This is a genomic window from Vibrio sp. QJM3NY_39 (genome assembly GCF_057785895.1).
In genome coordinates this window covers 35,641-50,554 of record NZ_CM173506.1, presented here as the reverse complement: position 1 = coordinate 50,554, position 14,914 = coordinate 35,641, and the positions used below count along the sequence as shown (strand labels likewise).

Annotated in this window: 12 protein-coding genes; 6 read left to right on the top strand and 6 right to left on the bottom strand. The window is 43.6% G+C overall.

All coding sequences use genetic code 11. The annotated features are described in order from the left end of the window. Positions 1 to 88: 88 nt before the first annotated feature. Positions 89 to 439, top strand: coding sequence for a VOC family protein (locus tag AC3CHU_RS16285; RefSeq protein ID WP_488525928.1), 351 nt, complete (start codon positions 89 to 91; stop codon positions 437 to 439). A 110-nt stretch (positions 440 to 549) separates the two neighbouring features. Here AC3CHU_RS16285 and AC3CHU_RS16280 read toward each other — a convergent pair whose 3' ends face one another. Both AC3CHU_RS16280 and torT read right to left on the bottom strand, forming a co-directional pair. Then, the gene (locus AC3CHU_RS16280; protein ID WP_009844869.1) at positions 550 to 1,005 is read right to left on the bottom strand and encodes a methylglyoxal synthase; all 456 of its coding nucleotides are present in this window, start codon (positions 1,003 to 1,005) and stop codon (positions 550 to 552) included. A 60-nt stretch (positions 1,006 to 1,065) separates the two neighbouring features. Then, positions 1,066 to 2,013 carry a TMAO reductase system periplasmic protein TorT gene (gene torT, locus AC3CHU_RS16275; RefSeq protein WP_488525927.1) on the bottom strand — a complete coding sequence of 316 codons (948 nt, stop codon included), beginning with the start codon at positions 2,011 to 2,013 and terminating at the stop codon, positions 1,066 to 1,068. Between torT and AC3CHU_RS16270 the strand changes: the two genes are divergently transcribed. Together AC3CHU_RS16270 and torS are read left to right on the top strand one after the other, a co-directional pair. After that, positions 1,958 to 2,122: a hypothetical protein gene (locus AC3CHU_RS16270; protein ID WP_488525926.1), complete on the top strand. Its 165-nt coding sequence runs from the start codon at positions 1,958 to 1,960 to the stop codon at positions 2,120 to 2,122. The genes torT and AC3CHU_RS16270 overlap by 56 nt on opposite strands. Positions 2,123 to 2,186: 64 nt before the next feature. Then, positions 2,187 to 5,198: a TMAO reductase system sensor histidine kinase/response regulator TorS gene (gene torS, locus AC3CHU_RS16265; protein WP_488525925.1), complete on the top strand. Its 3,012-nt coding sequence runs from the start codon at positions 2,187 to 2,189 to the stop codon at positions 5,196 to 5,198. A 133-nt stretch (positions 5,199 to 5,331) separates the two neighbouring features. On the opposite strand, the gene AC3CHU_RS16260 is transcribed toward torS, so the two are convergent. The 3 genes from AC3CHU_RS16260 to AC3CHU_RS16250 form a co-directional block, all read right to left on the bottom strand. Next, complete coding sequence (locus AC3CHU_RS16260; RefSeq protein ID WP_488525924.1) at positions 5,332 to 7,686, bottom strand: fatty acid cis/trans isomerase; 2,355 nt, start codon at positions 7,684 to 7,686, stop codon at positions 5,332 to 5,334. Between the two features lie 154 nt (positions 7,687 to 7,840). Further along, positions 7,841 to 9,487 (bottom strand): VRR-NUC domain-containing protein, encoded by a 1,647-nt coding sequence (locus tag AC3CHU_RS16255; RefSeq protein ID WP_488525923.1) that lies wholly within the window; start codon positions 9,485 to 9,487, stop codon positions 7,841 to 7,843. A 77-nt stretch (positions 9,488 to 9,564) separates the two neighbouring features. Beyond that, positions 9,565 to 10,803: an L-lactate MFS transporter gene (locus tag AC3CHU_RS16250; RefSeq protein WP_017079765.1), complete on the bottom strand. Its 1,239-nt coding sequence runs from the start codon at positions 10,801 to 10,803 to the stop codon at positions 9,565 to 9,567. Between the two features lie 594 nt (positions 10,804 to 11,397). Between AC3CHU_RS16250 and AC3CHU_RS16245 the strand changes: the two genes are divergently transcribed. Next, positions 11,398 to 11,778 carry an NADH:ubiquinone oxidoreductase gene (locus AC3CHU_RS16245; protein WP_488525922.1) on the top strand — a complete coding sequence of 127 codons (381 nt, stop codon included), beginning with the start codon at positions 11,398 to 11,400 and terminating at the stop codon, positions 11,776 to 11,778. A gap of 189 nt (positions 11,779 to 11,967) precedes the next feature. Here AC3CHU_RS16245 and AC3CHU_RS16240 read toward each other — a convergent pair whose 3' ends face one another. Continuing rightward, a complete protein-coding gene (locus AC3CHU_RS16240) occupies positions 11,968 to 12,312 on the bottom strand; it encodes a YajD family HNH nuclease (RefSeq protein ID WP_488525921.1) in 345 nt (114 codons plus the stop codon). Positions 12,313 to 12,588: 276 nt separating this feature from the next. Here AC3CHU_RS16240 and yghU point away from each other — a divergent pair, with 276 nt between their 5' ends. Next, positions 12,589 to 13,446 carry a glutathione-dependent disulfide-bond oxidoreductase gene (gene yghU / locus AC3CHU_RS16235; RefSeq protein ID WP_488525920.1) on the top strand — a complete coding sequence of 286 codons (858 nt, stop codon included), beginning with the start codon at positions 12,589 to 12,591 and terminating at the stop codon, positions 13,444 to 13,446. Between the two features lie 319 nt (positions 13,447 to 13,765). Beyond that, a complete protein-coding gene (locus AC3CHU_RS16230; RefSeq protein ID WP_488525919.1) occupies positions 13,766 to 14,902 on the top strand; it encodes a hypothetical protein in 1,137 nt (378 codons plus the stop codon). Positions 14,903 to 14,914 lie beyond the last annotated feature (12 nt).

The window sequence follows — 14,914 nt, the reverse complement described above, 5'->3', positions numbered from 1 at the left end:
AGATTAGATCTTCAAGCCCGCTACCTATTCTTATTAGGACGTAAGCTATTATCATTAGGAAAAAGGCATAAAGCAGAAGGAATCCGCTATGGAACACGGCTCTATTAACTACATTGAATTTGCTGCGCGAGATATCGCCGCAACTAAGGCGTTTTTCAGCCAAGTGTTTGGTTGGACCTTCGAAGACTATGGCCCTGAGTATTCTGCTTTTGAAGGTAAAGGCTTAATGGGTGGGTTCTATTTAGCGGATCTGGCGTCGAATGCTGAAATTGGCGCAGCGCTGATGGTGTTCTATAGCCAAGATCTTGAGCAAACCGAGCGTGACGTGCTTGATGCTGGTGGCGAGGTAAATCGTGAGATATTTAGTTTCCCAGGCGGGCGACGTTTCCACTTTAGAGAGCCAAGTGGCAACGAAATGGCGGTATGGAGTGACAAGTAGCGAGTTGAGATTCTGGTGAACAAAAAGCCTGCAATGAAGCAGGCTTTTTAGTCTGTGACGTTATCTTGGTTCTTAACGAAGCGTTCTGCTTAGTTAAGAGCGCTGAACCATTAAGTTCGCTCAGCTAGGTACGCTTCGTAGTCTGGGATCTCAATGATCACTTCTTCTTCAAGCAGTGAAGAGTTAAATAGGAAGTTAGCGGTAGCACGGTTGGTTGCCACTGGGATGTTCCAAACACTTGCGATACGAAGCAGTGCTTTTACATCTGGGTCATGTGGTACGGCATTCAGTGGATCCCAGAAGAAAATCATCATATCGATCTTGCCTTCAGAGATAAGCGCACCAAGTTGTTGGTCACCGCCCATTGGGCCGCTGATCATGCTCTTAATTGCTAGGCCTGTTTCTTTACTGAGTAGAGAACCCGTTGTGCCCGTTGCATAAAGGAAGTGCTTTTGTAGTTTTTCTTTGTTCTCTTTGACCCATCTAAGTAGCTCAGGTTTGAAATGGTCATGAGCGACCAAAGCGATATTCTTATGCGTTGGCATAGTACGCGTCGTTTTTTGCATGAATGTTCCCTAAATGATTGTTTCGTTTTTATTGTTTTGAGTTCTTCAGCCAATATAGCACTAAGGATTCACACTGAATACCGGACGAAACTCAGAAGGTGACAATGAGTCGGCGATAATTTGATCTTTGAGTGTTGCAGGTGTCAGTGCTTCTATCATGGGTGCACTGTGTTTTTCATAAGGTTGACCGCGTAAGTAACTGGTGGCTTGTTTTACCGACAAGCGACCTTGCTCAACCATTTTATCTGTTGGTGCAAAAAGCACCTTGTTACGAAGCAAGCCGCGGTAGGTTCCGTGACTTAGGTAACTTGAAATTAATCCAATTTCTTTGGTTTTACCGGCTGCTCTCAGCTCACTTATCGCAGCTTCAATCGCGACTGCGCTTCCGACAATATATTGAATATCTGGTTGCTCGATGACTTGTTGTACCAAGTTTCTTTGCAGTTCTTTATCGTTGTCTGCCCAATAGCTTATCGCAATTTTGATATCGCTCGATTTGATTGCATCATAAAACCCAAGAGCTACAGGCTTAGTACCGCCACTTGATTGTGGGCCAAGTAACAAGGCGATAGGTGTTTCGCCTGATCCTTTCGGATGTCGTTTCGACAAAAACTCTCCGACTTGAAATCCCATTTGATACCAGTCGACACCGACCGTACCTTTCAGTACCTTCTGTTGTTCTTCATTGACGGTTAACTCATTGACAGTAGCAAACACAGGCGTCGAGCCAACCCAATCCGTAAGATTGTCATGGTAAGCATCGGGTGAAACTGTGCCCAAAATAATGGCATCGGCTCCCCATTGTGTGCAAAGCACCAGCTGTGAGGCTTGCTTACCAATGTTTGGGTACCCGCCAGCTTCTAATACTCTTAGCTCAACTTGCTGCTTTTCTGCTTCAGAGATCATGCCGTAGTTAACAGACAACCAGTAAGAATCCTTTAGGTGCGGATAGATGGCACAAATTTTCTCTTTATGTGATGTGGCTTCGGCAGGTTTTATTGGGCTCAAAGGCTCGCTAGCACTCGTGACAGAGGTTACTGAGGCCAGTAGTGAGAGAATGATTTTTGAAGCTAAAGGTCTAGATAGCATGAATTGCCGTTTTATTGGTTTTAGATAAGAAACACTGCAAAATATAGCGTATTCTGCATGGGTAAAGAAGAACGTTTTAAGGTTTAAAGTTTATGTTGTTAGCCTCAGCGAGTATTGGACGCAAGCTACTGGCCTCATTCTTAGTGATGGCACTGTTGGTTCTATTGTCTGCATTGATCGGTGTTTCTGGTTTTAGCTTTGTAGCAAAAACGGAAAGAAACGTCGTCGATTCAGCGCTTCCTGCCATGATCGAAGCTCGTCAAGTTTCTGAGTTGAGTAACCGTATTATTTCGTCGGTACAAACGCTTTCTAATGCGAGAAACGAGGCCGAGCGAAAAGAGGCTGGCACTGTGTTGTTTGGCCAGCTTGAAGCACTTCTTCAGCATATCAAAGAGCTTGGTGTCGACAGTTTTGATTCCCAACTTCTCAATAAACTCGAAAACAATGTTCAAAGCGTTATTAACACACTGGCTGAACTGGGTGTCTCGGTCGAACGTAAGCTTTGGTTGAGCAAGGAATTGACGTCTCGTGTTGAAGAGATGCGTCTACTCGCAGAAGAGTTAGAGCAGCTCACGCGAACCCAAGTTTTGAACACGGCTACCATTGCGGTTGCTAACGTAACGCATATCTATGACCTGCTAGAAACCAAAGAAACCGATAGAGCCTACCAAGCTTTAGACGCACTTGTTGAAGTTGATCTTGATTTGTCTGAGCGTCTGCACGAATTGCATTTGCTGGCGTTCAAGATGCTCAATCAAATTGAAGAAACTCAGACCGTCACCAATGTTGAACGTATTCATCAAATCCAGTCTGAGTTCGAATCCAACCTAAGAATCATGGTGCGCCGCGTTAAAGCGGTGGAAGATCCGACTCGTTCTGCGCAGATGTCTCAGTTGCTTGAAGAGTTGAGAAAACGCCAGGTCGTGTTCGATATCTCGCTAGAACAATATGAGAACACCAAGAAGTCAGAGTTTCTGATGCAAAATACGTTGGAGTTGTTCTCTCAGCTGAATACAACCGTTAACCAACTGGTTGATGATTCAAACCGAAGCACCAAAAAAGCGGTTGATGAGCTGACGAGCACGCTGAATCTGGCTCAATGGTCGCTGTCTGTGATTTCGGTTATTGGTTTGGTTATCGTCGCATTTATCGTTTGGCGAGTGGTTTATATCTCGGTTGTTAAACGCCTTACTGAATACTCATCGGCCTTGATGTCTATCGCACAAGGTCGCCTGAATATAGATATCTCGGTTAAGGGTAATGATGAGTTGGCTCATATGGGCGAGGCAATCATCACCGCCAGAAACACCGCGCAAGCACTACAAGTGGTCGCGGTTGGCGAAGCTAAGGCAAAACGTGAGCTCGAAGAGCACAAAGAGCACTTAGAAGAGTTGGTCACAGACCGAACCTATCAACTGCAAAAGACCAATGAGAAGTTGAATGTCGAGGTGGGTAACCACGCTAAAGCTCGCAATGCGGCAGAACAAGCAAGCCGTGCCAAGTCTGCTTTCCTTGCGACGATGAGCCATGAAATACGAACGCCAATGAATGGCGTATTAGGCACGGCTCGATTGCTTAAAGATACCGGCTTAGACCCGCTGCAATCAGGCTATGCGGACATCATTAACCGCAGTGGTAAGAATCTACTCGCGATTTTGAATGACGTACTGGATTATTCAAAGATCGAAGCGGGACATCTAGAAATACGCGCGGCTTCTTTTGACCTTTACCAGATGGTTCAAGATACCTATCAGTTAATGGAAGGGCGCGCCGCTGAGAAGAAGCTTAATTTTGATTTTCATATCGAAAGTGACGTGCAACGCTATTGGCGTGGTGACGTCACTCGAATCAGTCAAATATTGAATAACTTGGTCGGTAACGCGATTAAGTTTACTGAAAGTGGCTCGGTCGATATCTTCATTAGTTTAGATATCGAAGATGAAAATCGAGTGATGTTTGAAGTGTCAGATACCGGTGTCGGTATTGACGCTAGCGAACAAGCTTGTCTGTTTGATGCCTTTACCCAAACCGATAGCGGTCGCAACAAAACCGGTGGCACAGGGCTTGGATTAGCGATCAGTAAAAGCATCATGTTGGCAATGAATGGTGACATTGGTGTTCATTCCGAAGAAGGCGAGGGCAGTCAGTTTTGGTTCTCATTGCCACTTGAAGTAGGTGAGAAAATTGAAATGAAAGCAACGGTTATTGAAGCTTGTATCCGAGCGAAGGTACTTCTGATTGAAGACAACCCTGTGAACTGTATTGTTGCCGAAGGCTTTTTGAATAACCTGGGCCACGATGTTGTGATAGCGACAACCGGACAAGAAGCGAGAGTAATATTCAGTGGACAAGAGTTTGATATTGCGCTGGTGGACATCAATTTACCTGACTGCGATGGCGTAGAGCTGATTCAACATCTCAAAGACGATGCGCTTCAGCATGAGAATGAAGAAAACGTAACACGCAAAGTACCACCAATGATCGCAGTATCGGCTCACGTGTTTAACGAGGAAGTGGAAAGCTACTTGTCGTCTGGCTTTGATGGCTTCTTGCCTAAGCCGCTAGAAAAAGAGGCTCTTTCTCAGCTCATTGTTGCTCAACTCGATGGTAAAACACTATTGTTGCCACAGCCCGATCCAAACGATGCTGTTTGTAAGCAAAATGGTAATCGTATGATTAATGGTAACAGTGATGAGTGCTCGACACAGATGGTAGATGTTTTAGCCAAGTACACGACGACAACGGATTCCCAAGATGAAGGAGACACTCCAGTGAAACTGATTGATTCCAAAGTGATAGAGGGTGACCTATCGATTCTTGGTTTGGAGAAAATGAAGCAAATCGTTGGGCTATTTGAAGACAGTAGCCAGCAGACTTTACATGAATTGATTCAAGCAAGTGAGGCCAATAATGGGCGAGAAGTCAAATCACTGGCTCATAAGTTGAAAGGCTCTGCGGGTAGCTTAGGTTTATCTGCGTTATTGAATCTCTGTCATAGCATTGAAGCAAGCGAGGACCCATTGCAGGAATACAGAGACTGTAGTGAGTCTTTGACTCAACTGACGAGAGACTCTTTAGAGGCACTGAAGCAACACGTTTTATAACGCTCATTTATAAGCTTTAAACCGTTAACTGTGATTAGTTGGCGATGATTTAAAAAATCCGCTGAACGAGACCTCGTTCAGCGGATTTGTCTTTTAGACGTCCAAAGGTTAAATGGAGCCTGTTTGAGATAAATTATCTATTCTCAAAGCGGTTGTAATCGAGCAAACCAAACTCAACGGGCTGGTCTTGTTGATACCAACGATGCACACGGTCACTGAACGGCCAGAATTCACTAGAGCTGCGTCTGACGGCAAACTTATCAAGTAAAGCTACATAGTCTTCTTCTGAATTAAGCTTTTGTAACGTCGATACTAGAGTGGGTATCTGTTCTTCTGTTAAGGATAGATAAGCGGCTGGATAACTTCCTACAACACCTCGCACTAACGTTAAATCATCGTTGGCGTAATCTCTGTTGCCTTCTTCATTGAACAAGCTTGAAATGTTGCTGTGCGCATTATTGTGAATGAGTGTAAATAACTGCTCTTCACCGTTTTTCCCCTCAATCATGACCATAATTAATTGAGGTACATGGCGTAAGGCTTCCCCTCGAATCAAACTCACTTGATTCAGCATTGCTTCGTTCTTCTTACCAAAACCAGTTTCAACAATATCAAAACGATTATCGAGCACTGGCTCGAGTTTATCTTTGATCATTTTCAGCAGTTCACGCTTAGGCTTGTTTGTTTTGTAAACGACACTGGTTGGTTGGTTGAAGTGAGTGATATTACGCTGTAAAAAGTCACTTAATTGTGTGCTTTGATTTTGATACCAACTCGAATGCTCTTTGTGCCTAACATCTTCAGGTAAAAGGGCCAAGAAGTTACTTTCGCCTTCCAAACGTAAAAAATCCATAAACATACGAGTGATCAACTGGTGCCCAAAGTTACCGTAAACGTCGAATCCAGCAACAAGAAGATAGTGAATTCTTTCTAACAAGGCGTAGTCAACAATCCATGCTGTTTTCGGTTGCGGGCCAACTAATCCTTGAACGACAGAGGCACTATCAAAATGTCTAAAAATAGTTAAAGCAGCATTTGGATTGGTGCCATTACCATCCCAAATAATATCTGTGTTTAGGTATTCACCATTCTTAAACAGCTGATTGGTGGCGTCAGATTTAGCTTTCAAGTATCGCGCTTGTTGTTTCGAGTATTTTACCCAATTTTTCACAGGAACAGTGTTACTGGTTAGTTCGCCAGGTAGTTTTAAGTTTTTCTCTTGGCTTGCGAAGAGCTGGTTTATTTCTGTACTATCGGCCTTATCAGGATCGATGAATACTACCCAAAACCTATCATTGATCACGTTGAGGGCGAGTTGTCCTCGACATACTGGCCCTTTGATAAATGCCATTATAGTGTTCTGCGCATTGTCCAACATGAAGTGGAAGCGAGAGTTAACGGGTATCGCTTCGAAAGAAGTCATCGGGTTAGCTGACACGTCTATATCATAGCTAGGCAATTGTTTAACAGTGTAATCCGCATCAATAAACCATGTTTTCCAGTTTTGTAGGCGTTCTTTATTGAGAGCGAAGGGCATGTGTGTTTTATTAACAATTGTGCCCTGTTCGGGAATGAGTCGGTAGTAAACGCGATCGACTTTAGGGTCGTCGTAAGGACGACGAGTGCTGATGCGTTGAACTGCTTGCCCTGGTGGTGTTGTAGAACGAACAAGCGTAAAGAAGCGAGTTGGCTGCGATAGGTCAGAGAAATACAAGTGTGATAGAAACAGGTGCTCATAGATGTAGCGGGCTGATATTTGGTTCTTAAGATCACTTTTATTGAGAAGGTCTTCATAGGTATCGACTAGTTTTTGTTCGCTATCATTGAGAGGAACATGTTCAGTCATCTGTGCGCCATTTTCCAGCCAGCTCATTAAGGTAGCGTACTCGGATTTATCTAAGTTAGGCATACCATAAGGCATTCCCCAAGTAGGATAATCTCTTTCATATTCAGCATATTCTTCAATAGTTGGACATTGTTGATCGCGATCTGTCGAAAAGTCGAAGCCTTCTAATTGAGTTTGATTTGGAAGAGGGTGATTTTCTTTCTGCATCAACATGCGAGAGACAAGGCCTGCATCAAGGTTTGCCGTTGAATTTTGCATACGCTCGTTAAGCACAGGGTGAAAATCCGCATCGCGCCACTCTTGTGTGGTTATTGCGTCCTCGAATAAACGAGAGGGAGTAGACGCTGTTAAACGGTTTCCGTGGTAAATGAGCTCTTTGCTACCGCCTCTGTCTATACCTTCCACGGAAGACATTTTGAGCTGACAAGGTGCGTCATAGCAAGCGTGACAAACCACACATCGGTTATCAATGATGGGCTTCACTTCATCAATGAAATGTTGTGCTTGAGCCGAGTGAATAGGGGCTTGGCGATCACGTACTTGTTGTTCGCCGAACAGTTGGTCGAAGTGTAACCCCGCGTAGACGGCACAGCCTGAGAATAGACTGACAAAAGCTAAAATGAAGATTTTTTTAAGATTCATACGTATTTAAATATTGGTTAATTCCTCTAATTATATCAAAAATATTTGAAAATGCTCATGTTCTGAAAATTTTGTAGACAAGATATCGATAGGAGAGGATAGCTTATTACGTCAACCCTTGACTCAGCTCAGGGTTTAGAAAGCTTAGCTAGGCTTAATATTGATTGACGTAACAAACCGAGAATGGAACAGACAGTCGCTCAAACTCTTTGATCCATCGCCACTGGTTGTCTTGCAGTTTATCTCCTGGCCCTTTGACCTCAATCCAATGAAATTCATCGTCCTTGAACGCAATCAAATCCGGCATCCCAGTTCTAAATAACTTTAAGTCACTCAATATCACTTTGAAAAGATCAACAATCAAGCCGTTGGGAATGGCCTCCATGCTGTGCTCGACGAGTGATCTGTGGAAGTAGTTCCAATGGACAAATGGATTGGCAATACCGTGCTTGTGGTCGTAGATATCCAATACGTGGTTCAGCCCATGCTTGGATATAGTCTGAAACACCGCTTCGACCTGTTCGGCTCGTTTGTCTACGAAATCGGAATGGTATAGATCCTGTGGTCGATGCTGGTAACGGTTGATAAACGCGCCTTCAACATCTGCAAAAATGACCTCCCAAAAGGCTAAACCAAATAAGCCACATAGAAAACTGTTCTCAGAGAAGTAAACATCCCATCCTTGGCTTTCAAAGTGTTGCTTTACCGCAAGCTCAACTCGCGTTTGGCTGAGGTCTAATTCCAGTTTTATCTCTTTGCAGATCGGTTTTATGGTTCGTGAAACTTTGTGCCCCTGTTTCCGTAGTAGCCTGTCTTCAAGCTTAACAGCGACCTCCAACTCTAACACATCCGATGGAGTAGTTTGCATTTGCGTGACAATGTCACACATTGAGTCTAACTCGTCTTGCTTGTCATAGATGCGTGCAAGTCGCTCTCTGCTCGGAGGAAGTACAGATTGTTTGAACCAAAAGACAGCTTTGTCGTTTTGGTTAAGCCTTTCAAGATCGCGTGCAATATCGTTGATCAAACGAGATCTTTTTCTGGCTATGCTTTTGTGATCCGATTCAGCGGGTATCGACTGTAAAAGATGTTCAAGAAACTCAGAGTCTTTACGATCGCCCTCAAAATACAAGCGTTGTACATCGCGCATTTGGAGTAGCTGGTTGAGTTGTTCTCTAGAGGTAAAAAAGCGGCGTTGCTTGCTTAATGTGTAGTTTTCGAAGGTATTGAGCCCAAGGTCGCTTAAGACGAATTGGCTTAAGTCTTGATAAGTATTAGCAAAAAACAGTAACAGCAAGACATCAATAACTTCAGATTCGACAACGTAAATACAATCGAATGCTAGGCTTTGGAACTGATCAAAAGGTTGGTGATCGAGCAACGCCAAGAGTTCGTCTTTCTTCGCGGTTTTGTTGCTCTTAAAGGCAGGGAATACATTCAACAGCTCTGGTTTGGTGAGCAAGTGCAATCCGAGTTCGACATTGCTAACGACAAGGTCATGTCGCTCGGCGGGATGACTCAACGCAATAAAGCCTGCGGTGCTTAGCTCTTGTAGTGCGGTATTCAAATCAGAAATCTCAACATAGTTGAGTTTATCGCTGCGAAACCAACGGCCTTTACGAGAAAGTAAACGAACCATCAAACATTGGCTAGGTTCAGAAAGACGTGTGTATTCAGATAACCAACGACATTCGTCGTTACTCAGAAGGTCGGGGTAGAGCGTTTGAGCGTGTTCAACCAACCGATTGAAGTTGTCGAGATAATAAGTAGGGGGGAGCTGAAGAGTGGTTTCTATCGTCAATGGGTAGTCGCTTGATACAAAAAGAGCCTAACCCTAAGGTTAAGCTCTTCAGTAACAAATTCAATCTTTTCTGACGATTAAGCTTGAGATGCTTTTAGTTCAGAAACTTTAGCTTCAGAGATTGGCTTGGTGACGATTGCAAGAACAATACACACTGCCATCATAGCTGCAGAGATTGTGTAAGCTAGGCCGTAACCTTCGCCGTTTGTCATTGAGTAACCAACAACTGCTGCACCGATAGCGCCGCCGATACCCCATGCAGTGTAAAGCACGCCGTAGTTAGTACCGTAGTTTTTCAGGCCGTAGAACTCAGCAGTAAGTGTTGGGAATACTGCTAGAAGCGTACCGTAACCAACAGCTGCGATAGCCGTGCCAATGATTAGCGTGAATTCAGAGTTGAACGTAGCGAATAGAGCCATGTTCGCGCCTTGAAGGATGAACGCTAGAAGTAGAGTACGTACGCCACCGATTTTATCTGCAAGCATACCTGCAGCAACACGGCCGCCTGAGTTGAATACAGCAAGGATAGACGCTAGGTAAACTGCGTTTGGTAGGTTCGCTTGAACGCTAGCAATCGTAGTGATGTTACCGATGATCATAAGACCAACAGAAGCTGCAAATGCGTACATGATCCATAGAGAGTAGAACTGAGGAGTCTTCAGCATTACTTTCCACGTTAGGTCTTCAGTCTTCTTAACTGCCTTAGGTGCTTGGCCTGCTTTTACTTTAGGCTCAGCTGGCGTGTAATCCGCTGGTGGGTTGTTGATTGTTGCTGCTAGAGGTACTGCAATCGCAAGCACGCCGGCACCAAGAATCATAAAGCTTGTTTGAATACCCATGCTGTCGATTAGCGCAGAAGTGAGTGGTGCTAGGTAAATAGCAGCAAGACCAAAACCTGCAGCGATTAGACCGTTAACCATACCTTTCTTAGAAGAATGGAACCATTTCATTGCTGATGGCGAAAGACATGCGTAGCCAAAGCCGATACCAGCACCTGTCATCACACCAAACGTTAGATTTAGCATCATAGGAGTCGTAGCGAAACCAGAAGCAATCATACCGAGGCCAGTAAGCGCTGTACCTAAGATAAGGATCTTACGTGGACCCATACGGTCTTGTAGGATGCCCGCAACAAGAAGACAAACAGAGAATGTGATAGTTGCAATAGCGTAAGGTGCAGATGCTTCAGCAGCACTCCAGCCAGCTTCGGTGACTAGCGCCTTGTTAAATACACTCCAAGCATACAGGATGCCAAGACAAAGGTTGATACAGAAGCCTGCTAGCAGGATACGTGATGCTTTATCAATCTTGCTCATTTTTATTCTCAGTTTTGTCGTTGGTTAGTGGTGAGCCACTTAACTAAAGACGGGTTATTGTGATTGTTTCTTCAAAATTAGTTTGCGTTTATCAACAGACGGCGCAAAAGAGCGCGGATTATAACCAATAAAAATGTGATTGGAATCTCTTTTTCCATTTTTGGTAAATAAACTCAAACTTGTTAATGAGTTGTTTTTTATTGGTTTTGCAATTGTGTTTAATACCTTTCTGTTTTGTTCTTTTTAACGTGGCGAGCCTATTTTTTAAGGTGTTCTTCGATAAGTATTTCTGAATTACCACGTATTCCGTGCGGATATCACAGAGTTACGAATTATTTTAATTATTTTCTAAGGTTAATTTTGTGTAACAAAATAAATCGAAGTGGAGCTTTATCCATATGAGACAAGGAGTAACGGAGTTCTATTAAAAACAAAATGTTAACCAGTTGTTACGGTTGGTTTTTGTTAGCACCTTTGCTTACATTTTGTTCGATTTGAGGGGTTGTGTTGTCCGTGAAAAGTGGGAAAATAGTACGCAAACAAAGATTCCAAATTTGAAAGGATGCGTTTCCAACTTATGGTGAGGCGAGTATTATGAAACTGTTTTTAATTCTATTGATGTCAATTTCTGGTGGTTTAGCGGCAGCTGACCATATTCACTCTTTCTTATTCGGCTTCTATATCGCTGCGTTAGCGGTGGGTAGTTGTTACTGGCTTGCATTCCGCAGCACACGCTTCCCACCGTTGGCTTTGATGCTATTAATGTGTGGCTTCTTCGCGAAAATTGCAGTGACAGTTGTCGGTGTTTCTTGGGGGATCTCGAACGATATCATTCAATCGCCGTTCATTTTCTCATTGTCATACCTGTTCTTCTTAGTGGTTGTGTCTTACGTTTGGTTTGCATACCGCGATAAGTTGACGCTAAAAAAACGCGCTAAGCAGGTAGAAGAGTCCCGCAAGCAAGCGGCTGCATAATTGCAGACCTAATACAGAATTCTAAAAAGAGCCTTCTTCGGAAGGCTCTTTTTGATCTGGCCTTAACTCGAGTGAACTCTAGCTATAAGGCAGATAAAAGAAACCCCAGTATGGTGACATACTGGGGTTTCTTGTTATTTATCTGATATCTAGCCGCTATCATCTAGCAAATACAGTCCTTAACGCGTGTTACTTCCTCATCAACTTCGCTAGATCGGCAAAGGGATTGTGCGTTGCTGATTGATGGTCGTCTAAACGGGCTTTTGCATCAACACCGTAACGGTCATGATCCGTGTATTTTGAGTGCTCATGATCGTGACAGTACAAGCACAGTAGTTCCCAGTTGCTGCCATCTTCAGGGTTGTTTGTATGGTCGTGATCCACGTGGTGGACGGTTAACTCTCTCAAGTTTGAGTAAACAAATTCACGTGCACATTTACCACAAACCCATGGGTACAGTTTTAGAGCCTTTTCGCGGTAGCCTTTCTCTTGGCGAGCGTACGCTGCACTCGATCCTGTAAAATCTGAAGACATTGTCAAATTCCTATTTATTGTAATACGCCGATTTTATCACAGCTTTCTTGAAGCTGTAGAAATGTCGTCACTAAATCAAGCTTTGTACTAACCAACATTTGAGTAGGGTTTTGAGCGCTCACTTACCTTTTGCATAAGACTCCTTTGAAAGCAGGTTATGTCTTTCTGGAATAAGCCATGCTTAACAGTTTGAAAAGAAATTGTATTTAGGGGTTTTAACCAAGGGAGTGTGACCTAATATCAGTTAAAGCTACCCTATATTAATAAGGAAATATCATGTCAGAACAATACACACCGCCAAAAGTTTGGGTTAACGATACTGATGGTGGTAACAAGTGGGCAAATATCAATAGTCCTGAATCTGGCGCTCGCTTTGATAAAGAGCTTCCTGTTGGTGATCATGCTTTTCAATTGTATTCCCTTGGTACACCTAACGGTCAAAAAGTCACCATCTTGCTGGAAGAGTTGTTAGCTGCGGGTGTTAAAGAAGCTGAATATGATGCGTACTTGATCAATATTGGTGAGTCGGACCAGTTTTCTTCTGGCTTTGTTGGCGTAAACCCAAACTCGAAGATTCCAGCTCTTGTTGATAAATCTGGCGATGAAGATGTCAATGTTTTTGAATCTGCGTCTATCTTGATGCACTTAGCTGAAAAGTTTGGTCACTTCTTGCCAAAACAAGGGGCAGCGAGAACACAAACCATTAACTGGTTGTTCTGGGCTCAAGGCTCAGCACCATTCCTAGGTGGTGGCTTTGGTCACTTCTACGCTTACGCTGATGAAAAGCAAGAGTACCCAATTAACCGTTTTGCGATGGAAGCGAAGCGCCAGCTAGACGTGTTAGACAAACAGTTAGCGAATAACACTTTTGTTGCGGGAGAAGAGCTGACTATTGCAGATATCGCAATTTGGCCTTGGTACGGTAACTTAGTACTTGGCAAAATTTACGACGCAGCAGAGTTCTTACAAGTTGAGTCTTTCACCAATGTTGTTCGTTGGGCGAAGCAACTTGAAGCGCGTGAAGGTTTTCAGCGCGGTCGAGTAGTGAACCGTTCATTTGGCGAAGAGTGGGAGCAAGTTCCAGAGCGCCATTCCGCGGAAGACATTGACAGAGTTTTAAAGCTACGCCCGTAGTGATTTTAAAGCGATAGTCGCCACCAGTATCTCTAGAGTTTGTTTTAGCGGCCAACGTTAACTCAAACTCTAGTTTTTTGTTCCATCGAATCATTCCTTCCTTATATCAGTCTTTCGATAAATACAGTTAATATTCGCTTTCACTTGTCAATTGCTGCTTTTGTTTATGTAATTGAATATTAATGATTTTTACCCTACTTAATAGCCCTGCTATTAGAGTTGTTTCATACTTTGTTACATTTCAACGATTAATTATTTATTGCAATGTTATAACATAACAATAAATTAATTGGTGATGTATCTTAGAAAGGAAAAAGTTGTGAATAAAAAATTGGTTTCTCTAGCGGTTGGTAGCATTCTCGTTTCCCCTGTTTTTGCCGACACGTTGTCGAACCCTCAAATCGGTGTCGTTCTTGATGGGTATTATCAAGACGGTCAACGTAATAACTCAGAGCGCGGCGAAGGTTTTGGTCTTGGTCATACAGAACTTAACATGTCGGCGAATATTGATGATAAGTTCCATGGCTCTTTGACTACGGTTATTGAAACTCACGATGATGAGACTGAATTACTACTCGAAGAAGCTTTCATTGAAACACTGACGATGCCTTACGGTTTAAGCATTCGAGGTGGTCGTTTCTTGTCTGATTTCGGCTACCTAAATAACCAACATATGCATACCGATAGCTTTGTTGAGCGTCCTGCCGCTTACCGTACATTTTTAGGCTCCCATTATTACGATGATGGTGTTCGTGCGAACATCGTTCTTCCTACAGATCTGTATGTGAAGTTCGGTGTTGAAGCGCTAAGTGGTAGCAAGATGTCTTCTGTTGATGATGGCTCTGACGTTGGTGTTTACACTACAACTCTTAAGCTGGGTGACGACTTTTCAGAGTCATCAAGCTGGCAGTTTGGTTTGAGCTACTTACGCAATGAAAACGGTAAAGTTCGTGAGTTTGGAGATCATGATCACGGGCATGACCATGACCACGATCATAGCCACGGCGCGGCGGTAACGGGCTCAAACTTATACGGTGCTGATTTTGTATGGAAGTGGGCTCCGAACGGTAACTACAAATACCAAAACTTCACGCTTGCAGCTGAGTACATGCTGTTAGACGGCATCGTTGATGATAAGTACAAAAATGACGCAGAATCACCAGATGCGCTAGCAGGCTATTATGTATCGGGTGTTTACCGATTTAGCCCAAACTGGTCAGCAGGCCTGCGCTACGGTGAAGCGGAAAGCTATGATGGACACGCACATGGTGACCACATGCACTTTACTGCAATGAACGACAAAGAAGCAGATGCAATGATCGCTTGGGATTCATCTCATTTTGGTACAGTTAGAGCGCAATACTCTCGCGTTGAAAACCAAAGTAAAGAGACAGATAACGTATTTACCCTTCAGTATGTGATGACCTTTGGGGCGCACGGTGCTCATGCATTCTAGGAAACTCCGACT